Annotated in this window: 18 protein-coding genes and 3 pseudogenes; 12 read left to right on the top strand and 9 right to left on the bottom strand. The window is 55.5% G+C overall.

The annotated features are described in order from the left end of the window. Nucleotides 1-316: 316 nt before the first annotated feature. Nucleotides 317-2,986: an autotransporter family protein gene (locus SNL23_RS17465; protein WP_318302938.1), complete on the bottom strand. Its 2,670-nt coding sequence runs from the start codon at nt 2,984-2,986 to the stop codon at nt 317-319. A gap of 200 nt (nt 2,987-3,186) precedes the next feature. On the opposite strand from SNL23_RS17465, the gene SNL23_RS17460 reads away from it, so the two are divergent. Beyond that, nucleotides 3,187-3,360: a cold-shock protein gene (locus SNL23_RS17460; RefSeq protein ID WP_412104232.1), complete on the top strand. Its 174-nt coding sequence runs from the start codon at nt 3,187-3,189 to the stop codon at nt 3,358-3,360. Between the two features lie 650 nt (nt 3,361-4,010). Here the strand turns inward: SNL23_RS17460 and SNL23_RS17455 are convergent. Beyond that, nucleotides 4,011-4,401: pseudogene (locus tag SNL23_RS17455) on the bottom strand (IS66 family transposase); the annotation flags it as partial. 1,283 nt (nt 4,402-5,684) lie between these two features. Between SNL23_RS17455 and SNL23_RS17450 the strand changes: the two are divergent. Next, entirely contained in the window at nt 5,685-5,936 is a 252-nt protein-coding gene (locus SNL23_RS17450; protein WP_318302936.1) for an MbcA/ParS/Xre antitoxin family protein, read from the top strand. Between the two features lie 1,286 nt (nt 5,937-7,222). On the opposite strand, the gene SNL23_RS17440 is transcribed toward SNL23_RS17450, so the two are convergent. Both SNL23_RS17440 and SNL23_RS17435 read right to left on the bottom strand, forming a co-directional pair. After that, on the bottom strand, nt 7,223-8,257 hold the full coding sequence (locus tag SNL23_RS17440) for a TerC/Alx family metal homeostasis membrane protein (protein ID WP_318302934.1): 1,035 nt from the start codon (nt 8,255-8,257) through the stop codon (nt 7,223-7,225). A 142-nt stretch (nt 8,258-8,399) separates the two neighbouring features. After that, nucleotides 8,400-9,086, bottom strand: a complete 687-nt coding sequence (locus SNL23_RS17435) for a GlcG/HbpS family heme-binding protein (RefSeq protein ID WP_318302933.1) — start codon at nt 9,084-9,086, stop codon at nt 8,400-8,402. Between the two features lie 451 nt (nt 9,087-9,537). Here SNL23_RS17435 and SNL23_RS17430 point away from each other — a divergent pair, with 451 nt between their 5' ends. After that, nucleotides 9,538-9,720 carry a hypothetical protein gene (locus SNL23_RS17430; RefSeq protein ID WP_318302932.1) on the top strand — a complete coding sequence of 61 codons (183 nt, stop codon included), beginning with the start codon at nt 9,538-9,540 and terminating at the stop codon, nt 9,718-9,720. A 3-nt stretch (nt 9,721-9,723) separates the two neighbouring features. On the opposite strand, the pseudogene SNL23_RS17425 reads toward SNL23_RS17430, so the two are convergent. Further along, a pseudogene (locus SNL23_RS17425) lies at nt 9,724-10,885 on the bottom strand (IS3 family transposase). A gap of 51 nt (nt 10,886-10,936) precedes the next feature. Next, nucleotides 10,937-11,122 carry a hypothetical protein gene (locus SNL23_RS17420; RefSeq protein ID WP_318302931.1) on the bottom strand — a complete coding sequence of 62 codons (186 nt, stop codon included), beginning with the start codon at nt 11,120-11,122 and terminating at the stop codon, nt 10,937-10,939. Nucleotides 11,123-11,206: 84 nt separating this feature from the next. On the opposite strand from SNL23_RS17420, the gene SNL23_RS17415 reads away from it, so the two are divergent. Both SNL23_RS17415 and SNL23_RS17410 read left to right on the top strand, forming a co-directional pair. Beyond that, a complete protein-coding gene (locus SNL23_RS17415) occupies nt 11,207-11,530 on the top strand; it encodes a hypothetical protein (RefSeq protein WP_318302929.1) in 324 nt (107 codons plus the stop codon). Nucleotides 11,531-11,592: 62 nt separating this feature from the next. Next, the gene (locus SNL23_RS17410) at nt 11,593-12,090 is read left to right on the top strand and encodes a hypothetical protein (RefSeq protein ID WP_318302928.1); all 498 of its coding nucleotides are present in this window, start codon (nt 11,593-11,595) and stop codon (nt 12,088-12,090) included. A gap of 338 nt (nt 12,091-12,428) precedes the next feature. Here SNL23_RS17410 and SNL23_RS17405 read toward each other — a convergent pair. Both SNL23_RS17405 and SNL23_RS17400 read right to left on the bottom strand, forming a co-directional pair. Next, nucleotides 12,429-13,378, bottom strand: a pseudogene (locus SNL23_RS17405) (TerC/Alx family metal homeostasis membrane protein). 227 nt (nt 13,379-13,605) lie between these two features. Continuing rightward, nucleotides 13,606-14,004 carry a GlcG/HbpS family heme-binding protein gene (locus SNL23_RS17400; protein WP_318302959.1) on the bottom strand — a complete coding sequence of 133 codons (399 nt, stop codon included), beginning with the start codon at nt 14,002-14,004 and terminating at the stop codon, nt 13,606-13,608. Nucleotides 14,005-14,506: 502 nt separating this feature from the next. On the opposite strand from SNL23_RS17400, the gene SNL23_RS17395 reads away from it, so the two are divergent. After that, nucleotides 14,507-15,202 (top strand): response regulator transcription factor, encoded by a 696-nt coding sequence (locus SNL23_RS17395; RefSeq protein ID WP_318302926.1) that lies wholly within the window; start codon nt 14,507-14,509, stop codon nt 15,200-15,202. Further along, complete coding sequence (locus SNL23_RS17390) at nt 15,199-17,595, top strand: ATP-binding protein (RefSeq protein WP_318302925.1); 2,397 nt, start codon at nt 15,199-15,201, stop codon at nt 17,593-17,595. The genes SNL23_RS17395 and SNL23_RS17390 overlap by 4 nt, the downstream gene beginning before the upstream one ends. Here the strand turns inward: SNL23_RS17390 and SNL23_RS17385 are convergent. Continuing rightward, nucleotides 17,592-17,996, bottom strand: a complete 405-nt coding sequence (locus SNL23_RS17385; protein ID WP_318302924.1) for a cell wall hydrolase — start codon at nt 17,994-17,996, stop codon at nt 17,592-17,594. The genes SNL23_RS17390 and SNL23_RS17385 overlap by 4 nt on opposite strands. Before the next feature lie 224 nt (nt 17,997-18,220). On the opposite strand from SNL23_RS17385, the gene SNL23_RS17380 reads away from it, so the two are divergent. The 5 genes from SNL23_RS17380 to SNL23_RS17360 form a co-directional block, all read left to right on the top strand. Then, nucleotides 18,221-19,663, top strand: a complete 1,443-nt coding sequence (locus SNL23_RS17380; protein WP_318302922.1) for a catalase — start codon at nt 18,221-18,223, stop codon at nt 19,661-19,663. A gap of 142 nt (nt 19,664-19,805) precedes the next feature. Further along, nucleotides 19,806-20,861 (top strand): hypothetical protein, encoded by a 1,056-nt coding sequence (locus SNL23_RS17375; RefSeq protein ID WP_318302921.1) that lies wholly within the window; start codon nt 19,806-19,808, stop codon nt 20,859-20,861. Between the two features lie 117 nt (nt 20,862-20,978). Continuing rightward, nucleotides 20,979-21,476 carry a hypothetical protein gene (locus tag SNL23_RS17370; protein ID WP_318302920.1) on the top strand — a complete coding sequence of 166 codons (498 nt, stop codon included), beginning with the start codon at nt 20,979-20,981 and terminating at the stop codon, nt 21,474-21,476. Between the two features lie 163 nt (nt 21,477-21,639). Further along, a complete protein-coding gene (gene aqpZ, locus SNL23_RS17365; RefSeq protein WP_318302919.1) occupies nt 21,640-22,335 on the top strand; it encodes an aquaporin Z in 696 nt (231 codons plus the stop codon). A gap of 250 nt (nt 22,336-22,585) precedes the next feature. Then, nucleotides 22,586-24,414 (top strand): Ig-like domain-containing protein (locus SNL23_RS17360; protein WP_318302917.1); only part of this gene is annotated, 1,829 nt, incomplete at its 3' end.

Genomic DNA, 24,414 nt, shown 5'->3' with positions numbered 1-24,414 from the left:
CCACTTGACCACCTGATTGCATCGGTACTGACCACTCGTTTGCATTGCACTTGACCAGGCGTTTGCATTCGATCAGACCACCGATTGCATCGGATTTGACCAGCACGCTTAGTAAACATGATAGGTAGTGAGCGGCCCATTGCTGCCGCTGGCGACAGGCAGTCATCGGCCAAAAGCGGACTCTGGTCGCGATATTGCGTTCATTCAGGAGCTCCCGAGCTGGCGCAACTACGATGAGTAGTTTTTTTAAATAAAGAAAGGTGCCCGACGGCACCTCTCTATTTAGTTGCATTACTCCGAGGACGGGGAGAGCCGCTTACCAACCCATCCTCAGTCCTAGGTTCCCAGTGACGCCCTCCAGCTCATTGGCGTCCAAGTTGGTATTGTAGTCTGCGGCCAGGTACACGCTGACCGTAGATGACAGTTTGGCAACCACGCCTACACCCAGATCGGCGGAGAATGACTTGTGATCGCTCTTGATCCGGTCAACATTGTCATAGGTGACCGTGTCGCTGCCGCCGAAGGTCCGCCAGGCGTTGGCCCGCAGGTACGGTTCGATCGGCGTGTTCTGCACCAGGTAACGCCCCTTCAGGCGTGCGCCGAGGCGACCAGTCCAATAGTCCTGGGAGTCGAATGACACTTTGGAAATGCCGTCGTTCTGGCTGTCCATGCTGATCTGCTGGTTGATCATCTGCACCTGCGGCTCCACCACCCAATGCTCGGAGATTGCAATCGGATAGCCAGCTTCGGCAGACAACGCCAATGCATGCCCCTTGCTGTCCATCTTCACGCCACGGTCGGATTTGTTATTGCCGTCCAGGAGCGTGCCCATGGCTACCAGGTCCACATACCAGCCTACTTTGGGATCGGTGAGAGTCCAGTAGGCGCCGAAGTTGTCGCCGTCGAGTTTGACTCGGCCCGAACGACGGTCCTGGAAGCCTTCGGCAAAGCCTTTGACGTCGCCCCGCAGTTGGCTCTGGCCGACAAACAAGCCGAAGCGCTGGATCTGCCCGCCGCTGGTTTCAGACGCGTAGAGATCGTGGCCCACCTGATAGCCTTTGACCGTACCGTCGAAGCTCGGCGACACCGTGCCGGTCCAGCTCTTGTTGAAATCACTGCCATACGCACGGCCCCAGCCAGCCGGGACGGCGCCGGTTTCGCTTAGAAGGCTTTGTTCGCCCTGGCGGTCATGGAAAGTACCCAGCGCTTGCAGGGTCATCAACTGCGCCGCCGGTACGACCACCGAATACACCGGGACTTCCAGGCGATACAGCGGAATCGGGTCGGCACCTGCCACAGCCGTTGGCAGCGGCGGTGTGGTGGCGGCAGGTTCCGGCGATACTTCGGCAGGCACCTGGGTTGGCGGTGGGACCGGGGGCACGACCGGCGCGACAGGTTGCGGTGTTGGCGGCTCAACCGGTGGTTCATCCGGGTCGACTACCGGCGGCACGGGTGGAATCGGTGGCTCCGGCACCACCACTGGCGGTACCGGTGGAGGGGTTGGCACTGCCGGTGGCTGTACAGCCACCACAGAAGAACGCAGATACCAATTGTTTTCTGACCCGGCGGTGACACCGCCCTTGAACAGGTAGTACTGATAAGCGCCGGCAGACAGCGAGCCTTTCAAGGCAAAGGCATCGGTGGTACTGACCGCACCGTTGAGCGCCTGCACCACTTCGATCCCGTTGTTTTGGGTGAGGCCGCCAAGTCCGCCAAGGTTGGTGACCGCCAGTTGGGTGTTGCCGCTGATGGTGCCGTCCGAGACCACCAGTTTATCGCTGGCCGAGGAGTCATCCCCAAGCACGGTTTGCAGCCACAACTGGCCGTTGTTACCGACGTAGTTGCCGTGCACCGTCAGCGAGTCGGTGGCGCTGTTGCTGCCGGTGGTCATGTCGATGGTGCCGGCGTTGTTGAGGGAGGCCAACTGGCCGGCGGTGTAGGGCCGGATACTGCCTTGGATCACGGCCAGCACACTGGTGTTGTCGATAGAAAACGTGCCGGTATTACTGGCGCTGTCGCCGAGGAAAAAGTCCCCGGCCAGGTCGAAGTGTGAGTTGTTGTTGAGGTTGACGGTCTCCCAACCAATGTATCGAGAGGCCATACTGGAAGTGGTGTTGTCGAAGGTTAGTTGATCATCGCCCAGGCCGCCGTCGATGGATGGGGTGGCGCTCAATAGGCTTTCGGTCAGGCCACTGAGTAGCGCGGTATCGTTGCCGTCGCCCATCAACACAGAGGATTTGATCTGGCCGCCATTGAGCCAATTGAGCGTGTCGTTGCCGACACTGGCGCGGATCTCGCCGTTGATCACGCCGCCGCTGACGGTGATGCTGTCATTACCACCGCTGACGCTGATATTACCGCCAATGGTGCCACCTGAGACGATGATCCGGTCGGTGCCAAATCCGGTGACGAGGTTGCCGAGGATCGAGCCGCCGGACATGTCGTAGATGTTGTTATCCAGCTTCATGTCGACCCGGCCAATGGTGCCACCCGTTTGCTGCGCCACGTCGCCGTCTTCAAAGGCTCCGACGATGGTGCCGCCCGTCATCAGGAAGGTATCGCGGCCATCGCCTTGGGCAAGGGACTGGATCTGTCCTCCTGTCATGACAAAATCATCAATGCCGTTGCCCTGGGAAACCGCACCCGTGACCGTCCCGGCGCTGATACGGAAGCGATCGGCGCCGTCGCCTTGAGTGACGTTACCGACAATGCGCCCGGAGTTCATGTCGACGACGTCGGCGCCAGGCCCGGTGAGGATGTTACCGTTGATAGTGCCGGTGCCGCTGGCTGGGAAGGTCAGCGTATTGTTGCCCAGCAAGTCGGTGAGCCCCGTGGCGCTGGTGCCGCTGCCGCAGACGTAAGAGTCAACGCCGGGGCCGGGAGTGAGTACGCAAGCCGCTTGCGCCTGTTGTAGCGCAAGACTCAAAAGCGACAATGCTCCCACTTGAAGGAGTCCATTTTTTCCGACACGCAGCGCAAGGTGCATAAGTTCCCTCTCATAACGGCAATGTTATTCTAATAGTGTGCGAAAAATTGATTTTGTAGTTGTGTCTAGACCATAGGCACGATATCTACAAGTAAATGGGTATTTGGATTGACGGGTGACACGATTCACGTTGCGCATGGCTTTTTGCCCACGGAATACCATTTGAGCCGCCGCATCTCCTCTACACTCGACAATTTTCGATGAATAAACACCGCGGAAATAGAGATGGCATAATCATGGCGACCGGAACAGCGAAGTTGTTCAATGATGCGGATGGATCGGGGATCATTACTCCTGATAATGGAGGCGAGGATCTTTTTGCGCATTTCAAAAACATTCAAGGTGATGGCTTTTGGACATTGCACGAGGGTTAGAAAGTTGAGTTCCAAGTTGCACATGGCCCGAAGGGATTGCACGCCGATCTTATTCGCCCTGTGCTAGGCGGGTGAAAATCCATGAGGACTGTTTGCGAGTGAACCACAGGCCCCGCCGCAAGTTAGGGTGTGCCGAGGGCTGCATGGATGCGACCCTCGGTAGTCTGTAGATGTGCTTACTCCTCAGCCTCGCGGCAGTTAACCTCATACCGGACAACATCTTCCCACTGGCTATATTCGACACGTGTCTGCGCGACCGCCTCCGCCGTGCTGTTCGACTCGATGGAGAAATCACGCTGTCGAGCGTCAGAGCTTTGGCCATTGTTGATGGTTTTGTCGTAAACCGCGCAGTCGAAGCTCTTGGCCCAACTCAGCGCTGGGGTTTTTGCTTGCGTCAACACAATCGACAGGATTTTCGCTTTTTAGCGTTCACGATGAAACTTTGAAGTGACCCCAGTTTATTAAATGTTCTGAGTGTCTGGATTTTGGCAGGAAGCAGCCCCGGGTCAACGTCCGCTAATGGCCGTTCTCTGCCGATCATCACAACGGCGTGTGCTGGTCAAGTCGAATGCAAACGGTTGGTCAGCACGGATGCAAATGGCTGGTCAGTGGCAATGCAAATGAGTGGTCAAGTCCATGCAATTACGCATCATGATTGCCGCAGCCCGTTTTCCGCTGTGCAATGACCCTGCGAAGAGCCAGTTTTTGCGTCCAAGCGCCCATGGCCTAATTTGGCTTTCCGCCCAATTGTTGTCTATGGGGACGGCCCCGTCATTGAGGTAGCGCGACAGCGCTTCCCAGCGTTTCAGGCTGTAATCGAGTGGTCGTGCCTTCGGGCACCAGATCACGCTGGGCGAGCATCCAGGCATGCAGCATATCCATTACCGGCGCGGCTTTTTCTTGCCGTATTCGGCGGCGTAAATCCGGTTCCAGATCACGGACTTCACTTTCGATCTCGTACAGCAACTGGATGTAGCGCAGGGCTTGCTCGGCGAGCGTGCTTTTATTGGTAGCGTGCAGCTCGAAGAATTTGCGTCGGGCACCTTGGATAAGCAAGTACGACTGTTTCAACAGAATCGGCCGAAATCGGCTTTAGGGTTTCGTGTCAGCATTACGGATTGGCTTCATCACTATTGAGCCTTCAACCAATTCGATACTCAGTAAATCACCGAGACCGACGTTCAATGCTACAAGGATATCGGGAGGAATATCGATGATGACGTCTCCGATACAATCGCCAGGATCTTGGCATTTTACAATCGTCCTAACGGCCTCACTCATTTTACGTTTACTCCACTCTCGGCTGAGGTGCAGATCCCATTAAGGTGATTGCACGTTGTAAGGTCGATGACGGTTCTCCCTAACGCTGGCCGAATAAGCAAATATTCGCAAGCTCCCGAGTTCCTAGCGTGCTCTTAAGAACCATCAAAATTCGCTTGCGGTGGCTCACGAAGTACCGATTTTCCATGCTCTATGACAGCAAAGTACTAGAGTCAGAATGTCATCCGCTGCGTAGGCCCTACAGATCGTCCTGTGGAGGCCATACTATGTCCTGCCACCGACCTTAGCGTTTAGGCCGCTATGATGAGTAATGTCGTTTTATCTCTTTTGATAGACCCGCAGGCTTGCGAATCGCGCGACAATCCGTTCCTCTTGGCCTTTACTGGGCGAAAGGGAGCACGTGGCTCCCATGTAACTAATCGCCTACGCCTTAGATGAGAGAAATATCAGCACCTATTCACGTTTGATAGGGCGACTCCGACTGGTTAGCGGAGAGTCGTGCTGCACGGGCGGTTATTTTGTATCTGCAAAATGCAGGCGCCTGACACTGGTCATGCTGCCAACGGGCTCAAGCTCCTTACCCTTATCAAGGCTCACCGACAAGAATCGGCGTTCCGCGCTACTCTCTGAACCAGCCAGGCGACGGGGTTCGGCTTGATACTGAGCAGCAAGCGAAAGCTTTGGATTACCTTTAGATGTCTTCACGGAAATCCTCGCTAATATGGAGTGAAGTTCGACGCTAGGCCTCATTCAATGTGCCGTCTAATTGAGTTGGATGCAAGACAGATCCTATGTTTGTAGCGACTAGCTCCATGACGCCTTCCTTTCGGCCAAAAGCCGTTTTTACCCTGTAATTAACGGGGGGACGAAACGGCTATGCTAGACGAACGTTCCAGAGCCGTCATTCAGACCGGAGTTTTTTTGCAAGAGCTATCTCGCGGTATTTCATCGACGGAGCGAGTGTGCAGAAATGTCAAGTTTCTACTGCTCCACTGCCCTAGCCCTGTATTCAGATTTACGATTGCGTGTTGAGGCATGCCGACATGGACAAAAATGAAATTCTACGCAACATCCAAGCCCTTTGTAGCGCTGCATCCGAACGCATGGATCGCATAGCGTCGGTTTCTCACCAGGCTGAAAAGGTCTTTGAGGACCGAAATGCTGCTGCACAATGGATGTTAAGGCCTAACCAAGCCCTTGATGGCAAGGAACCAATTCTGTTCTGCGTAACCGAAATTGGTGCGAAGGAAGTCCGCCGTGTACTGCATGCACTGGAGGCCGGCGGGGTGGCTTGATGAGGCGGAGCCATGCCGGCGATCTCGGTCATGCCTTTCTCGATCTCAGCTTCATAAGCCGCAAGGGCAGCTACTGACGTAGTCCCCAGTTCCTGAGCACCATCGACAGGGCGCTTTTGACCGAAGGCCGACGGACGCGAACAGCAGCAACTGGACGATAGCCGCTGCCTCGGGGCTGGATGAGGGGTTAATCAACGCTGGATAGTCGGTGGACCCGTCAGCGTCTCCTTGTGGTCCTGCTGCTAAAGTAGGCTCTGTAGCCAGCTTCGCTCGCCATGGGTGACTTTCTTTGAAAATGCATACTCTGCGCTCGGTGCTTGCACAATATACGCATTATTTATTGGCTGATACGGATCTGGTCACCCATGCAAAATGCCACATACTTCATCGCTCGCGGCATCCAAGACAATGCCTAGGTCAGTTCTTATCACCTCTTTCGGCTGCCTTCCACCGAGGTAGGAACTGGATGAGCCAAATCAGAAAGCCATACGCCGAGCATCTTTGCGCGTTGCCAATACCTCGATGACGTGAATCGCCCGGGTCTCGTGGTCACTTCTTTAAATTAGAATGAGGTCGATCGGAAGGTGCGATGAGCAATCCGTATCACCCCGAAGAACCTACAATCTAGCGGTTCAATCAAGTGACTGAAAAGGAACTACCCATCGCTGACGTTGGTGCACGTCCCGGTGTGTCGACTCTTAGCCTCTAAGCCGGGATAAAGCTCTACAGCAATCCGCCCTACGTTTCAGAAATGATCAGCCTCGAGCCCGTTGCTTCGAAAACGACGACCAGCGTACCCTCTATCCATCAACGCGCCCGTCGATATACCCGGATCATTGGAGCTGTAGATAACAATATTGCATAGCAGCATAAGCTCGTGAAGCTAAGCAGCGCGCAGCCGGTCAAGATCATTCCGATCGTCGTTGGAGAGGTTTCAGATCCGAGTCCGAGCGTCATCGTAGAGATCCAGCCAAGTAGCGCTTTGGGGTTCATAACTGTGGCAAGGCAAAGACAGAAACGGTGCCAGAGTGAGCATGTGCTCCATCGTGCGATGGTCAGTACAGCCGAAGGAGAAATCAGGGTCGAAGCCGTCAAGCGAGCGTTCAGCTGGGTAAGACGTCATTGATCAGGCTCAAATTAATGAGGCTAATCTCCAGTGCCGTAATCCTTCATAGGAGCAGTAACATGTAGAAAGCAAAGATCAAGAGTCAGTTGATCATGTACCTGCTTCGTATAACCTGATGCAGCGGTTTCGTTGCATCAGGGCCGCCTGCTTGGGAAGTTAACTAAGAACCTTCGCACTCTGCCGTGGACTTCTCTGGAAATACAACGCTGGCAAGAACTCCCAGAGCAAGTACCACCATCACAATAATCAAGCTGATATTGGGCGCGATGCTGTAGTTATGCCCAAAAATATGGCCTGTCGCGTTCAACCCAAGTTTGATTGCAATGAAGAACAGCAGGGCAATCACAGCTTTTTCCAAGTGAATCAGGTAGCGTTTCAGAGCCTCAAGCACGAAGTAAAGTGTACGTAAGCCGAGAATGGCGAACAGCATTGCCGAATATACGATCAGTGGCTCGCGACTGACGGCGATAACGGCCGGCACCGAATCGAAGGCAAATAGCACATCTGAAACCTCCACGATCACCAAGCACAAGAACAACGGCGTGGCGAATAAACCGCCCTTGGCCGCCAAGGTGATGCCCCGGTTCTCAGGCTTGATCACTTCAAGCTCCAGTGTCTTGCGCCGAACAAAAAACGCCTGGCCGTGAAGCTTTGGCCACACCGGGAATAGTTTTTTCGCAAAACGATAGGCGCTGTGCTGCGAATAGTCTTCTTCCTTTTCCTCTTCGCCCCCTCTTCTGAGCATCATCACCGCCGTCCAGGCAACAATCAGCGCGAAGACCACCTCAACCCACGGCCCCAACGCGAGCAGCCCACTGCCGATAGCCACGAAGATCAGCCGGAACACGATCGCCCCAATGATGCCCCAGTACAGTACGCGGTGACGCAGGACGTCTGGTACTTTGAACCATGCAAATACCGCCATGAAAACAAATAGGTTGTCCACGCTCAAAACTTTTTCCAGCGCGTAACCGGTGATGAACAGCGTGGCGATTTCCGACCCATGTTGCACGTATAGAAAACCGGCGAACCAAAGGGAAATGGCAATCCAGAATATCGACCACAGCGAGGCGCGAGTCAGGCTGACGGGCTTGTTGTCGCGATGGGTAAACATGTCTAGAGCCATCGCGCCTACGGCCAGTCCGACGAAGACTGCGATGGTTAACGGAGGGAAGCCCAGTTCTATTGTTTCCACAGGTTGATTCCTCAAGGTGCAATCACCGGGAACCCTCCCGATGGTAGGTCGGGCCAGAAGGTTTGTTGCTAACCGTTCAGGTGTTGCCCGGGATAACTGGACGCATCGCTGTATCGACAGGCATCAGGTCGGGGCATGCTAATCAAAGGCGCAACGGATTGAGTTGGGATTTGTCTTGAATGCACAAAGCGCGAGCACGTGGATTATCGGTGGAGCTGGAGGACCGGTGCGGCTCGCCGGGCGAAAGCGCGCGATAGTGTGCGACGGCAGCATGGGCAAAACGGGCATCCAGCTCAGGTGTTGCACCGCTGATGCCAATGCCCCCCAGGTGCTCTCCCGCTTTATTGATTATGGGAACCCCGCCCCCCAGCAGTAACATTCCTGGAATGGCCGCGTAGGGGTTGCCCGGCAACTTGGCGCTTCGTGTGGCCAGGTTCTGGGTGGACACGGGAAATTTGGCGGATGTCGAGGCTTTTAGATGAGCCACTTCAATGCTGCCAACGCTGGTGTTGTCCATGCGCTTGAAGTATTTGAGGCTGCCATGGTTGTCCATGATGCTGATGGCAATGTTGAAACCTGCTTGTTGGGCTGCTTGCTCTGCGGCATCGGCCATTTGTTGCGCTGCTTCTGAGGTAATGAACGCAGGGTTGTCACGCAAATGCTGATTGGCTTTGGACGGCGTGGCTTCTGTTTCGGCCCGCTCCCATTGCGCTGGCAAGGCGGTGGTCAGCATCAATGCCGCCGCACCTACCCCGATCACTATTTGGCGCAGGGCATTGTGGCGGCGATTGATGGAATGTTCTGGTGACTGTTTGCAAAGCTTACTCAAAAAAGCACTCCAGGTTGGGGCAAGCGCCCGTCACGGGAGATGGCACACGCTAAGTTTCAGAAAGCGCAGTGTGCAAACAGGAAAGAGTGGCAAAAATAAGACTTGTCTCAAACCGTACTGTGGAGAGGAGCTGCGCATGCAAATGCTGAGTCTAGCGGTGTGGACAAATAAAGTGCTTTCGTGTTGAGGTAGGGTGTCCCTGTTTCAATTCTGTAAATATCGGGCGCCGCAGCAGTCAGGTCCAGGTCCTGCGGGCACCCGGCAGCCCACTGTGCAAAGCCGCGTCACATGTGTGCAGTACTTTTCTTAGTTTTACGATTGAAAAATCTTAGAAACATTCATTGCTGGCCCTCTATACTCGGACCGTGAAGTGTTTCAAGGTCGGGGTTACTACGAACTCCCTGCCTATGTCCTCAGGAGCAACAGGGTTCAGCATGACAGGACGCGATAGATGAAGTGGTCAAATCTGGCACCCCTGCGTGTCGCGTTGCTGGATGATCATGCGATCATCCGTAGTGGTTTCTCCAACCGGTTGAGTGCAGAGCGCGACATGAAAGTCGTCGCGCTCTACGGCACAAGCCGCGAGTTGCTGGCTGGTTTGCGCGATAAGCCGGTGGATGTGCTGGTTCTGTAGTGGTCAACTCATCCCGGACACGGTTTTGAGTTTTTCTTCCGTTTTCGCTGGAGCCAATCCATCTTTAAATTGATGAGGTCGGATCCAGTTGTAGTGATGCATCAGGTACTGGCTAATGGCTCTCTGAGCCTGGTGGCCGGTCATGTAGCCAGTGGTTGGTATCCACTCTGTTTTCAAGCTGCGAAAAACCCGCTCCATCGGCGCATTATCCCAGCAGTTTCCTCGGCGGCTCATACTCTGACGCATGCGATAACGCCACAGCCGCTGTCGAAAGTTGCGGCTGCCATATTGCGATCCCTGGTCTGAGTGAAATAGCAGGCCTTGCGGCTTGCCGCGCTGCTCGTAAGCCACGTCCAACGCCTTGATCACCAAGTCTGCATCCGGCTTTTCTGATAACGCCCAGCCCACCACTCGGCGAGCGTAAAGATCCATGACAACCGCAAGGTAGTGCCATTTCCCCTGTGCCCAGATGTAGGTGATGTCGCCGCACCAGACCTGGTTGGGCGCTTCGACATCAAATTCTCGGTTCAATATATTTGGGATATCCGGCCGCTCGACTGTCGCCTTTTTATAGGCGTGTGATATTGGCTGCTTTCTGACCAACTCCAGCTCACGCATCAGCCTGCGTACCTTAAACCGTCCAATTTGCTCACCTTCTTCTTGCATCATCAACGTGATGCTTCGACTGCCGGGAGCACTTCGGCCCTGGGTGAACAACTCGCTCACTCGGCTACGCAGCCTGAGCCGCTCAACATCTGGTGTTCGCCGCCTTAGACGATGCGCGTAGTACCCCGAACGAGCGACCTCAACGCCTCGCACAAGCAGTCAACAGGCTCATGGACGCTTAGCTGATTGATCAGCGCGTACGCTCGAGATCTTCCGACATCAAGAGCGCGGTAGCCTTTTTTAATATTGAGTTCTCGCGCTCGAGGCGAGCAATCCGAGCTTCCAACTCCTGGATTTTTTGCTGCTCTGGTGTCAGGGCCTTGCTCTGGGGTGTGACGCCGGTGCGCTCTTGCTGAAGCTGGTCGACCCAGCGGCGCAGCGCCGACTCACCAACACTCAGTGAACGACTGGCTTCGATGAAGCTGTAGTTTTGCTTGAGCACGAGGTCGGCAGCCTCGCGTTTGAATTCTGCGGAAAAGGTACGGCGTTGTTTGGTCATCTGACACCTCGATCTGGCGAGTATTCTCGCCTAAAAGGGTGTCCGGTTTCATTAGACCACTACAATATGGCCCGCGCTTTCACCAATTGTGTGAAGTGCACCCCGAACATTATTACCCATTTCTAAGGCGTTTTGCTGCTCAGCCCAAAGAGTCAGCTCCATCACTGCCTCTTCCAGGGCCAGTTGATTTTGATAAAACCGTTCAAGCACGTCCATCAATGAGTATTCGCTTGCCATGGTGGGCGACTCATTCGAGGCATTTTAGTCGAGCGGGGCGTTGGCTATCTTTAAGGGCACTTTCAGGCGCAAAGCTGCGCCCCCGTGAAAATGCGCCATGCACCTCAATTTCCAGACGACACACAACCCGAGCGAGGGTTGATTAGGTCGATTTTTTCGGTCACTTGCCGTTACGGGCAGCACCTTGAAGTCAACAGCGCCCATACAGCAGGTGTTGTCGCTGCGCAGATCAACGTTCAAGCGCAGGCTGTTCCCAGAATGATTAGTCCCTTAAATTGGGATTTTTTTGTGGTAGCTTTTACTCGTCATCTCGCTTTTTTTTTACTAGTATCGTTCACTTATGCACTCAAGGAAGAACGACTGAGCGCCTTGAGACGGGTAAAAAAATTACACGCGATCACTGAGTGATTGTTTGCTTTTGCCCAGAACGTAACGACTCAGCCAACCATAATGTGTCTTTGGTGAAACCGATGAATAAAATGTGTGGCAGCGTAATATTGGTAGGGCTTGCAATCTCGGGTTGCGCTACGAAAACGCCAGAAAAATCTATCGTTAGCGTTAGCCCAGCCGTCGTGCAGCCAGCGCCACCCAAGGTCGCGCCTCCGACGCCAGTTCAACCGAAAGTGCGATATGAAGCAGTCTCTGCGAACGTCAGTGCTAACGCGCCAGCACTTGTTTCGACGGACAAGGCTGAGGCGGAGTCAGAGGCGGTCTCAACCCGACAGCGCGTAGAGCAATGCCGTAAAGAGCTCGATGTTTTAAAGGTTTACAACAAAGCGTCTTACGATAAGTACGAGGCTGAATACCAGATTATTTCCAACAAAACCAGTAAATACATGCAAATCAAAGATTCAATCAGTGCTGATATAAACGACATGGTTATGCCGGGTTATCAATTTCAAATTCGTGAGTTTTGCTTCCGAGTTAAGACCCGTCTTTCGGAGCTTGTGCTGCGCCAAGCCAAATAATGATTTCAGTTCCAGGCCCGCCTTGCGCCACTTAAGGACGTTCTGAGAGGACCTCCGCCGCTGGCGCAACAGTCGCTCACGCGAATCAGGCTAGTCGACGGAGTCACGCACACAATTGGAGTGACGCTGGGTGTGCAGGTGAAATTCGACCATGGCCGACGGCTCGTCCTATGCGCGTTGAAGGCTTTCGGTTGATCCTTCGATTTTTCCAGTAAATTCGGCGTTGACGAGGCGTTTTTTGTTGTGACGCTGGCGGGCGTAGCATTGAACGCTAAGAGCGTCACACGATTCGTCGGCACGGAAAAAGTCCCAAGTCGCAGTTCTCATGGTCAGTGATGTTATGGCGGTGCTTGTTCTTTTGCTGGAAACAACATGCTGGCTAGCACGCCAATCGCCAAGACAACCATCACAATCAACAGGCTGGTGTTCGGCGAGATACCGTAATTATGATGAAAAATATCTCCGGTAGCGTTCAATCCCAGCTTGATCGCAATGAAGCACAGCAACGCGATCACGGCTTTTCCCAAGTGCACTAGATAATGTTTCAGCGCCTCTAATACGAAGTACAACGTACGCAGTCAGCATCGCGGAATAGATAACAAGGGGTCACGGCTCACTGCGATAACGGCAGGCACAGAGTCTAACGCAAACAGCAGGTCAGAAACCCTCATCACGACCAGGCATAGAAGTAACTGCGTGGCGAATAAACCGCCTTTAGCCGCGAGCGTCACGCCTCGGTGCTCAGGTTTGAACAGTTCCAGTTCCAGCGTCTTACGACGCACAAAGAAATATTTTCCGTGAAGCTTGGGCCACACCGGGAAGAGTTTTTTTGCAAAGCAGTATGCCGCGTGCTATGAGTAGTCTTCTTCCTTCTCATAACCGCCACCGCATCTGAGCATCATCACAGCCGTCCAGCCGACAAGCCGACAATCAGCGCAAATGCTACTTCCATCCAGGGACCAAGCGCTAACAAGCTGCTTCCGATTGCGACGAAAATTAGGCGGAAAACGATTGCTCCCATGATTCCCCAATAGAGGACGCGGTGACGCAGGGTGTCAGGTAGTTTGAACCAGGCGAAAATCGCCATGAACACGAACAGGTTGTCTATGCTCAGTACTTTTTCCAGTGCATAGCCAGTGACAAATAGGGTGTCAATTTCTGCGCCGTGCTGGACGTACGAGAAGCCGGCGAAGCAAAGAGAAATGGCAACCCAGAAGATCGACCAAGCCGACTCTCGGAACGGGCTCACAGGCATATTGCCGCAGAGGGTGAACCTGTCCAGCTCCATAACGCCCAGAGCCAGACTAGCGAAGACGGCAATGGTAAGGGGCGGGAAGCATAGGTGAGTCGCTTTCCACGTTTTGTTCCTCAAAATCTTAAATTCGCGCCTGCAGCCCGTGATGGGTACCGGCGCGAATTTTTGGTACCAAGATGCTAATCAAAAGAGCGCGCGATTTAGTTGAGGCTCGTCTTGAAAGGGCTAATCGACAGAACGAACAAACTGGGCTATTCAGTTTAAGTGGAAGCTCTCACGTTGAGACACGTTGAGAGTGGTTGCTGCGCTTCAAGACCTGCCTGGGCAAAGAGCTCGTCAAGCTCGGGGGGGGGGGCACCGCTTATGCCAATTGAGCCCAGGTGTTGTCCGGATCTATTGATGATAGTCAGTCTTCCACCCAATAGCGGTATCTCCGGTATTGCACTGTAGGGGTTACCCGGCAGCGAACTACTTCGTGTTGCCAAGTCTTCGGTGGGCACAGGCGATTTAGCAGAGGTCGAGGCCTTCAAATGCGCCACCTCAATGCTACCTACGCTGGTGTTGTCCATGCGATTGAAGTATTTGAGATTGCCATGGTTGTCCATGATGCTGATGACAATGTTGAAACCAGCCCTTCGGGGCGGCCTTCTCGGCTGCATCGGCGATTTTGCGAGCGGTTTTCGAGTAGAGAATGGCAGGCTCAATCTGCGCTGGTCTCGCCGGTGGGTCTACCGTGATCGGCGACTGCGCAAGCAGCGGTGTCGACGCACTTCAAGTGGGTCAGGCAACCGATGAGCGCATAGCAGGGCTTCATTTGCTTTCTTCGTTCCCGTATTGTTTGGCAATGTATTCGCTACAGTGTTTGATGTTGCGTTCTGGCGAGGGATTGCCAGCCGAGGACAAGTAGTCAGCTCTTTGCAGAAACGGCATTGGCACAGGCATCGCCTGCGGGGACCATGCGCAATGCTGCCCGCGATAATCTAGATGGCAGAGCAGTTCCTTGGTACGAGAACGGTCTCAAAGTAGTTTTTTTCTGAGTTCCATAGTTGAAAAGTCTTAGAAATGTTTGCAGTCCGCCCTTTATACTCTGGTCCATTGAAGTTTCTAGTCCCGGTGAGTTGCGTCAGGAGCGCCAGGGTTCAGCATGAAAGGATGCGTTTAATGAAGTGGTCAAACTTGGCACGCTTGCGTGTCGCACTTCTGGATGATCACGCCATCATCCGCAGTGGATTTTCCAGCCGACTGAGCGCCGAGCGTGATATCGAAGTGGTCGCGTTGTACGGCAATAGCCGTGAGTTGTTGACGGGTCTACGCAATCAATCTGTGGATGTGCTGGTGCTGGACTACACCTTGCAACAGGATGAACTTGACGGCTTGAACCTGATCCGCTTGTTACGCATCCGTTTTCCGGATGTGCGTATTCTGATTTATTCGGCCACGGAGTCCGCGGCGACTATTTCCCTGAGCCTGCGGGCCGGGGTGCGTGGGTTTATCGGCAAGTCGCAGGAATTGGATGAGTTGATGATTGCGGTACGCACCGTTGCTAACGAGCGTATTTATCTCGATAAGATGGTGGCCCTAGAGCTGGGGCACGTGCCCGGTTTCCATGAAGGTGAAGAGGTTGGTGCTGATGAGGCCGACGGTAGCGGGTCGGTCCTCGTCAGCAACCCACTCTTGTCGCCGCGTGAGCAAGAAGTATTGCGGTGCTGTTTGCAGGGCATGTCTGTGTCGCAGATTGCCATTAAGTTTACCCGCAGCCGTAAAACCATCAGCGGGCAGAAACAGTCGGCGTTTCGCAAGCTTGGCATCAGTAGCGACATTGAGCTGTTCAAGATCCGTAGCGAGCTGGAAGATTGATCAAGCGTTTGCGTGCTCTGGCGTTCTGCGCTGCCTGCTGGCATGCCGCGGCCTGGGGTCAGGAGACGCATTTGTTCACCGATCAGGAACTGGCGTGGATCGAGACCCATCCAGTGATCAATATCGGCTTTGATCCTGACTGGCAGCCTTTGGAATATATTGAAGATGGTGTTTTCAAGGGCCTGAGTGCCGAGTATGTGAAAGCCATTTCCAGGGTCTCCGGTTTGCAGTTCCGCTGGATGAAAGGCATGAGCTGGGCCACCGCCAGGCAGGGTATTCTCGACGGCACCGTCGATGTTTTGCCCGCGGCTTCCGAAGCGCTTGCGTCCCCGCAATTACGTAAGCGTATCGCTTTCAGTGCGCCTTATTTTGTTGGTTCGACACTGATTGTCACGCAGGCCAGCGCCCCTGTGATGTTTGACCCGAACCAATTAAGCGGTAAAAAGGTCGCCGTCAAGGGCGGCGGTGCATATGAGCGGCGTATGCGCTTCAAGTATCCGGATATTCGCCTGGTGCCGGTTAAAAGTCCTTCTCAAGCTCTGCAGCTGGTGTGGAGTGGTGAGGTGTACGCGGCAGTCGATGTGGACGCAGCCTTTATTCCGCTCCTACAACAACACTACTTCGACACCCTGCACGTGGCGGGCTCCATTGCCGAAATGCCTACCGTCGTCAGCATTGCTGCGCGTATCGAAGAGCCGTTGTTGATATCGATCATCGACAAGTCGTTGGCCTCGCTGAATGCGCGCGAGACCGACGACATGATGGCGAAGTGGATCAGCGCGGAAAACTACGGCCCACCGACGTGGACGGCGATACTCCGATACTATTTTTGGGAGCTGACTAGCACTGTCGTCTTCCTCATCACCGTTGCCGTATTACTTTTTCGTGCCTACCAGGCCAGGCGTCGCGCAGAGCACAGTGAGCGCGACAAGGCGATGCTGCTGGCAGTTATGAGCCATGAAATCCGCACGCCGATGAACGCGATACTCTCCTCTGTTGAATTGTTGGCCAGAACCGGTCTCGCGCCGCAGGATACGCAACTTGCCAATGTTGCGGTGACCAGCGCCAATACCCTGCTGGAATTACTCGACGGCGTACTCGACTTTTCCAAGCTGGAGGCCGAGAGGCTGGTCATCCAGTACCAGCCTGCCGACATCCGAGCGTTGATCAAAGAGGCTGTGAGTATCGCTGAGTTTCGTGCTCAGGAAAAAAGCCTGCCGTTAAAAACTCAGCTGCGGTGGGAGACGCCGCTGTGGCTAAGCGTCGATGCGCTACGCCTGCGGCAAGTGCTGCTTAACCTGCTGACCAATGCGATCAAATTCACTGAAGTGGGCGAAGTGACGGTCACGTCCAGCTTTGCCATCGAGCCCCTGGACGCCACAAAGGGCACCTTGCGCATCGTGGTGACAGACACCGGCATTGGCATGTCCAAGCGTGAGTTGCAACGACTGTTCCAGGCCTTTACTCAGGCGGATGAATCGGTCACGCGCAAGTTCGGCGGGACAGGCCTGGGGCTGACCATCTGTCGCCGACTATTGTCGTTGATGGGGGGGACGGTTGAGTTGCGCAGCGTGCCGGGCAAGGGCACAACGGCTGAAGTACTGCTACCGGCCAGAGTGGTTGAGGCGCAGGAAGGCGCTGATGGGCACGATGCACTGCTTGGCTTGACGCGTCATCAGGCAGTGGAGTCAACCCCCGGCACCTCGCCTAAATTGAGCGTGTTGGTGGTGGAAGATCACCCGGAAAACCAATTTGTAATCGCGCGTCAGTTGCAAGTGCTGGGGCATGAAGCATTTCAGGCATTGACCGGTCAGGCCGGTCTCGATCAGCTCAAGCAGCAGATGTTCGACATCATTTTGCTGGACTGTAATCTTCCTGATATTGACGGCTACACCATTGCCAGGCGCATTCGCACTGTTGAGGACCCCATGGGTATTCACACGCCGATCATTGCTATTTCGGCGATGGTCGGTCCAGAACACGCCGAGGCCTGTTTCATTGCCGGCATGGATGGGGTGTTGGTCAAGCCGCTGCGACTTGATCAACTGCGTGAAGTCATAGACCTATGGTGCGAGGTGGATACCCTCCCTGCGGATGAGTCGGACCTGGAATCCGATGTCGCTACTGAGCTCAAGCAGGCTTTTTTTGAAACCTCACTGTCGGATCTGCAGCAGATTCGACAGGCCGCCGACGGCAGCGATTGGCTCCAGGTATCAAGGTTGGCACATCGCATTGCCGGTGCTGCGCTGATGCTCGTGCAGCCAGTGGTAGTAAGAGCTGCCAGGGACCTCGAAGCGCTTGCCAAGGCTTCCCCAGATGGCCCGGGCATTCGCGCTGCTGTTGAAGATCTACAGAGAGCGCTCGCCGACGCGGCCCACCAGCTTGGCCCTTAACGCTCCGCATAAAATATATGGCGGCCAATCGTCGTTGTGCGTTTGAGTGAGTGACGCCATACCGGCTTCACCGTTCGCTCATGGAAATACGTCGCCCCCCTGGTTTTATCCTCATGCTTTCCCTTGATCACCCGATCGGCAATTTTCTGTGCTCGCGCCCATGCTGCCCTTTCTTTCGGCGCCTGCTTGTTGGCCTTGCGCGTCCATGAAAACTGCCGCTCTGCGTAGACCACCGGGCATACCTCCCGGGTATCCCACTGCGCGCGGTTCATCGTCACCATTGCCACTGCTACCTGACCTGCAATCGGCTCTCCGCGGGACTCGTGATAGATGTTCAGGGCCAGGCACAACAAAGCACTCTGCATTGTCATCGAATTCTCGAAAAGCAAACTCAAGGCCATGCAGTGTGTAAATCCGCGGGGTGTTCGACTAGGAGACTTGTCTCAATTTTCCAACTGGCGACGTGCGGTTGGAGGCGAATTGAGACAGGTCTGATTTTTCTGGGGAGGCATGTCTACTACGTTGGCGGTGTTGCCAGGCATCTTATATTTCAAGGACGGGTATCCCGGTCTTGGCAAAATCTTGCCGGACCAGGCACCGAAAAGCGATATCGAGGACAGATCGGATGAGCGACCCCTATTTAACCACCGCGGCCGGCGCGCCAGTTTCCGACAACCAGGATTCTTTAACCGCCGGAACAGTCGGACCCATACTGCTGCAAGACGTTTGGTTGCTGGAAAAACTCGCGCATTTTGATCGTGAAGTAATCCCTGAGCGCCGGGTGCACGCCAAGGGGTCGGCGGCTTACGGGACGTTCACCGTAACGCGCGATATCAGTTACTACACCAAGGCCGCAGTGTTTTCCGAAGTCGGCAAAGTAACCCCGGTGTTCCTGCGTTTTTCCACGGTGGCGGGGGAGCGCGGCGCGGCCGATGCCGAGCGCGACGTACGTGGGTTTGCCGTAAAGTTCTACACTGACGAAGGTAATTGGGACGTCGTAGGCAACAACACTCCAGTATTTTTTATCCGCGACCCGCTGAAGTTTCCTGATTTTATCCATACCCAAAAACGCCACCCGGCTACCAACTTGCGCGACAGCACGGCGGCCTGGGATTTTTGGTCCAGGCATCCCGAAAGCTTGCACCAGATAACTATTTTGATGAGCGACCGGGGGCTGCCGAAGAATTACCGGCAGATGCACGGCTACGGCTCTCACACCTTCTCGTTCAACAACCGCGCGGGTGAGCGTTTCTGGGTCAAGTTTCATTTCAAGTCGCGTCAAGGCGTGGCCCATTGGACCAACGCGGAAGCGGCTCAAGTGATCGCCCACGACCGCGAGAGCGCACAGCGCGATCTGGTCTCCAGCATCGAGCGTGGTCACTACCCGAGCTGGACACTGATGGTGCAAATCATGCCGGAATACGATGCACATAATGACTATTTGAACCCGTTTGATGTCACCAAAGTGTGGCCCCATGAGGACTATCCGCTGATGGAGGTCGGGGTGTTAGAGCTTAACCGCAACCCCGCTAATTACTTCGCCGAAGTAGAGCAGGTGGCTATGAGCCCGGCCAACATCGTTCCAGGTATCGGCTTTTCTCCTGATCGCCTTTTACAGGGTCGCTTGTTTTCCTATGGTGATGCGCAGCGCTACCGGTTAGGGATCAATCATCACCAAATTCCGGTCAACATGCCGCGCTGCGCGGTGGTCAACAGCCTGCACCGCGATGGCGCTATGCGGGTCGACCGAAATGGTGGTTCAGAGCCCAACTATGAGCCGAATGTTCACGGTCGCTATCCCCAGGATTGGTTACGTGCCGATGAGCCGCCGCTGAGTACCGGGGAGATGGCCGACCGCTTCGACCATCGGCTGGATGACGACTACTACAGCCAGCCTGCCGCGCTGTTCAAACTGTTTGATGAGGCGCAAAAAAATCGCTTGTTCCAGGCCATTGCTGAATCGTTGAACGGTGTTCCCGAGCCTATTTGTGCGCTTCAGTTGGAGCTGTTCCGGCGCGTCGATACGGAGTACGCGGCGGGTGTGCGACGCGCGATGGCTGGGCGCTGATCGGTGTATTTGAGACAGGTCTTATAGAGGGGGCGGGAAGGGCTCACCAGAATGGCCGCTCGTTGAGGATCACGCTGCGCGATGACGCTCGTGCAGCGTCATGTCTGCCTGGCGAAACTTGCTCATCACCGAGGAACAGTGCGTGAACCCCAATGCAGTGAGTGTCGCCGTAGTAGACGGCAAAACCATTTCAAAAACCGTTGAGTTGGGCAGTGTCGGTCGCGGCGGTACCGTGAGCATTCGAGCTATCAAGGGCGGTGCCTACCTGTTGGCTGAGGGCGCGGACAAGCTGGCGCCGCAAAACGTCACCGTCAAGCGAGTTGGCACCGACCTGCACCTGAGCCTTGAGTGCGGTGAGCTGGAGCAGCCGCAGTTGATCATCGAAGATTTTTACGGCACCAACGGCCAGTTGGTCGGGCTTGCCGAAGATGGCTCCTTCCATGAATACGTTGCCTCCGATGCCATTACCGAGCAGGACATGGCTGAGGGCGGCGTTTCGGCGCTCGCGTTGGGAGCAACGCCGTTGACCGGTTTCGGTGCAGGCGGCGAGGGCGGTAGCTTCTGGACGCCGACCCTAATGGGGCTGGGTGCGCTTGGGGTCGCAGGAGCGATTGCCGCCATTGGTGGTGGTGGTGGTGGTGGTGGTGGTCAGGTGGCTCCAGAAACACAGCCTCGGCCCGAGCCTGCTCTGGAACCCCAGACACAGCCAGAGACTATACCCACTCAGGGTGAAGTGCCTGAAAAGCAAGCACCTATCGAGCCTGAAGAGGGCATCCGACAGCCACCGAATGGCAAAAGCAATGAGGTCGCTGATCAACCCGGTGAAAATCAAGCCGTGGTAGATCAAGGCCAGGCCTCGGTACAGATGTCCGCAGAGGGGACGCCGATGTTCGACTACAGTGCTGTCGTTCAGTTGAGCCATTCCCAAAGCAACGCCGACCAACCCTGGGCTATCGCGCTGTCCCTGGGGGACGTATTAAGCTACGGAGTCGGTGAGTTGTTCGTCACTGACACGACTGCCGACGCGACGTCACAGTCGACCTGCCGGGCCCAAGAGGTTGATCCTCAAGCGTTGATCAGCGATGAAGAGATCGAGAACTGGTCGATCCAGAGTGATGTCAGTTCGAGCGGTGCGGTGTACGAGCTGGCCCAGCCGTCCACATCGGTAGATGACGCGCTGTTCTACGGCCTCGAATAAAGCGCTCTTTGCGAAACACTTAAGGTCTTTTTTGGGGGCGAGTAAACCTCCTGCCACGATAGGTCTGATGTACCGAAAACCTGGTTGAGCCTGCCTCTGCCACGATAGGAGTTATCCATGTCTATCTTGACCAAGAATACGGCTGCGCTGCTCGGCAGTGCCCTGCTGTTTTGGCTGCCGCCTGCACACGCTCTGCTGGACAATACCTTCGGGAGGGCGTACGAGCCAGTGCCTGCGGCGGCGGCCGATCAGTCCCGCGTGGTGTATTACCGCACCGACAGTGCCGGGCTCGCCAATGGCTCGGCGCTTCTATATGTCGACCGCAAGTTTCATACGGCCTTGCTCCCGGGCGGCTACTCAATTTTTTGCCTGACACCCGGCGTCCACTCCCTGGGCGCTTATCTCAATGACGCGCCAGCTTACAATGGCAAGCATTCCGAGGTGTTTCAGGCCGATTTGCAGGCTGGTAAAACCTACTTTTTGCGGGTCAGCGAACACAATATTCCGCAGCCGGTGGCCCGCACGGTTGCCGAGCGCGAGCTCGCCTCCACCAACGAGCAGCTTCATATGCTGTCGCGCGCCTCGGTCGTCGTAGCCTGTCAAACAGCGCGCTGACACGTCGCCATTCTAATCAAGACAAGTCTCATACGAGCGTTCCGCAGTTGTTGATACCGTGCCTTCGAGGCTGCCACCCACGCGGTGGCGAGCCCGATAAAGTCGTTGCGGGCCTGGGTAATCAGGCGTGCACGAGTACGAAAAACAACAGGCGGAATTTCCCTTGCAAAAGAAATTGGCAGCAGAGTTTCTCGGTACCTTTTGGCTAACCTTTGGCGGTTGCGGCAGTGCGATCTTGGCAGCAGCGTTCCCTGAGCTGGGGATCGGTTTTGCCGGTGTGGCGCTGGCGTTTGGCTTGACCGTGCTGACCATGGCCTACGCCGTCGGCGGCATCAGCGGCGGTCACTTCAACCCAGCTGTAACAGTCGGTTTGTGGGCCGGTCGGCGCGTTCGGGGCGCTGATGTCATTCCCTACATCATGGCCCAGGTGATTGGTGCCATTGTCGCCGCGGCGGCGTTGTACCTGATTGCCAGCGGCCAACCCGATTATCAGCCGGGCGGGTTCGCGTCCAACGGCTATGGCGAGTTGAGCCCCGGTCAATTCAGCCTGCAGGCGGCATTGGCGGCTGAAGTGATTGCGACGTTCTTCTTCGTCTTCATCATCATGCGGGTCACCGCACCTGGCGCAGCCGCCGGGTTTGCACCGATTGCCATCGGCCTAGCGCTGACGTTGATTCACCTGGTACTGATCCCCGTAACCAACACCTCGGTCAACCCGGCGCGCAGCACCGGCCCGGCATTTTTTGCCGGTGATGCGTACCTGTCCCAGCTTTGGCTGTTCTGGCTGGCGCCGATTGTCGGTGGTGTGCTGGGTGCAGTCGTTGCACGTTGCATCGGTGAAAAGCCTGCTCAGGACTGATCACGCCTCCTCACCGTCGAAAAATGAACGCCCCGGGGATCTCCCGTCGGGCGTTTTTTTACTTGCGTTTACACCTCAACGAGTAATCCGCTTCTGCCATTTGGGACAGGTCTCATATCGACCCGAGCCTTGCCATTAGAAGATTACCTCATGTCAAAGGCCGCCTCTTCTGAGTGTTCGGGCTTGGCAAACTCAACGGACGTGCCGGTTGCCGGTGTGACGAATAACCTGAAAAACGAAGGTAATCAACGTGAACCCTAGTGCAGTGAATATCGCCGTAATCGACGGCAAAATCATTACCAAGACGGTCGAGTTTCGCACCGAAAAAGACGGCAGTCCGGTACGAATCAAAGCAGTCAAGGGCGGGCACTATCTGCTCGCTGAAGGCGAGAAGGGCGTAGCGCCCGAGAACGTCACCATCAAGCGGGTTGGCAAGGACCTGCACCTTAGCCTAGAAGGTTCCGATCTGGATCAGCCACAGCTGATCATTGACGATTTCTACGGTAGCGATAGCCAACTGGTCGGCATGGCTGAGGATGGCGAATACTACGACTACATTTCTTCCGACGCCGAAAATGACCACGAGGCGGCTTTCCTGCTGGATGGCAACTCGTCGGCTCTGGTGCTGGGCGCTGCCCCACTGGCTGGTTTCGGTAGCGGCCTAGTAGCCGCAGCGGGTATCGGCCTGTGGCCGGCATTGCTGGGGGTTGCCGCACTGGCAGCAGCGGCGGTCGGCATTGCCCATCTCGTCAACAAAGACGGTGGTGGTAATAATGGCGCCGGCGGTATCGTTGGCCCAGGCGCTACAGACCCGGCACAGCCGATCATGGAAGGCGTCTATGACGACACAGGTGCTGTCCAGGGCGAAATTGAATCCGGCGGTGTTACTGACGACAGCACACCAACCTTCAAAGGTACGGGTGAGCCAGGTAACTCCATTGTCATCATTGACAAGGGCGTCATCATCGGCGAAGTGCCGGTGGACGGCGATGGCAACTGGGAATTCATCCCAGGTACTCCGTTGACCGAAGGTGATCACAGCATCGTCATCGTCGAGAAAGACCCTGACGGCAACACCAGCGAGCCGACCGACCCGTTTGATTTTGAAGTAGACATTACTGCCCCGGGCCGTCCGGTCATCGGCTCCGTCGTCGACGACTTTGGCGATACCGTTGGCAATATCATCGATAACGGTTTCACCGACGATGCCACGCCAACCTTGAATGGCACGGCTGAAGCCGGTGCACGCGTTGACATCCTGGTCGACGGTGTAAAAATCGACGAAACCACTGCCGGCCCGAACGGCGAGTGGACCTACACGCCGTCCACCCCGCTGGTTGATGGCACCTATGTGTTCACCACGGTGGCGGTTGACCTTGCCGGTAACGCCGGTCTGCCGTCTCTGCCGCACACCATCACCATCATCACCACCACACCGGAACAAGCTGTCATCGGCGAAGTATTGGATGATCAGGGTGGTGTGACTGGTGCGATTGGAAATGGCGGCACCACCGATGACACCCTTCCAGAGTTCACCGGTGTAGGTACGCCGGGCGACCGTGTTGTCATCATTATTGATGGAAACGAAGAAGGCGAGACCATCGTTGACGAGGACGGCAAATGGTCGCTGACCCCCTCGACTCCGTTGCCGGAAGGTTCCCACGAAGCAGTGGTGGTTATCACCAACCCGGCCGGCAACTCTGGCCTGCCTTCTGATCCCTGGATCGTTATCGTCGACACTATCGCGCCGGAAGCACCGATCCTCGGTGGCGTTTATGACGACCAGGGTGTTGACCAACAATTCCTCAACCCAGGCGACACCACTGACGACGCCCGCCCAACCCTGAGCGGTACGGCTGAACCGTTGAGCGAAGTGATCATTTATGACTTCGGTGTGGAAATTGGCCGCGCCGATGTACTGCCCGACGGTACCTGGACGTTTGAGCCAAGCCTGCCATTGCTTAATGGTCCGCATGAGCTGACCGTCAAGGCTGTCGACAGTGCTGGCAACCTCAGCCCGGCCTCCGCTCCGCCATTTGACTTCAATCTGATTGCCGGTGGCGTACCCGGTGTTCCAGC

The sequence above is a fragment of the Pseudomonas sp. SED1 genome, from assembly GCF_034044025.1.
Taxonomy (GTDB): Bacteria; Pseudomonadota; Gammaproteobacteria; order Pseudomonadales; family Pseudomonadaceae; genus Aquipseudomonas.
Note: the sequence above shows the minus strand (reverse complement) of the source record. Positions and strands in the feature narration are given on the sequence as shown.

Bases quoted from the DNA above. Each gene is read 5' to 3' on its own strand.
- SNL23_RS17395 (WP_318302926.1), top strand. From the start codon at position 14,507: ATGAAGTGGTCAAACTTGGCACGCTTGCGTGTCGCACTTCTGGATGAT.
- SNL23_RS17430 (WP_318302932.1), top strand. From the start codon at position 9,538: ATGAAGTGGTCAAATCTGGCACCCCTGCGTGTCGCGTTGCTGGATGAT.
- SNL23_RS17420 (WP_318302931.1), bottom strand. From the start codon at position 11,122: ATGGCAAGCGAATACTCATTGATGGACGTGCTTGAACGGTTTTATCAA.
- SNL23_RS17370 (WP_318302920.1), top strand. From the start codon at position 20,979: ATGTCTATCTTGACCAAGAATACGGCTGCGCTGCTCGGCAGTGCCCTG.
- SNL23_RS17410 (WP_318302928.1), top strand. From the start codon at position 11,593: ATGAATAAAATGTGTGGCAGCGTAATATTGGTAGGGCTTGCAATCTCG.
- SNL23_RS17460 (WP_412104232.1), top strand. From the start codon at position 3,187: ATGAATAAACACCGCGGAAATAGAGATGGCATAATCATGGCGACCGGA.
- SNL23_RS17380 (WP_318302922.1), top strand. From the start codon at position 18,221: ATGAGCGACCCCTATTTAACCACCGCGGCCGGCGCGCCAGTTTCCGAC.
- SNL23_RS17450 (WP_318302936.1), top strand. From the start codon at position 5,685: ATGGACAAAAATGAAATTCTACGCAACATCCAAGCCCTTTGTAGCGCT.
- SNL23_RS17385 (WP_318302924.1), bottom strand. From the start codon at position 17,996: ATGGCCTTGAGTTTGCTTTTCGAGAATTCGATGACAATGCAGAGTGCT.
- SNL23_RS17465 (WP_318302938.1), bottom strand. From the start codon at position 2,986: ATGCACCTTGCGCTGCGTGTCGGAAAAAATGGACTCCTTCAAGTGGGA.
- SNL23_RS17400 (WP_318302959.1), bottom strand. From the start codon at position 14,004: ATGCAGCCGAGAAGGCCGCCCCGAAGGGCTGGTTTCAACATTGTCATC.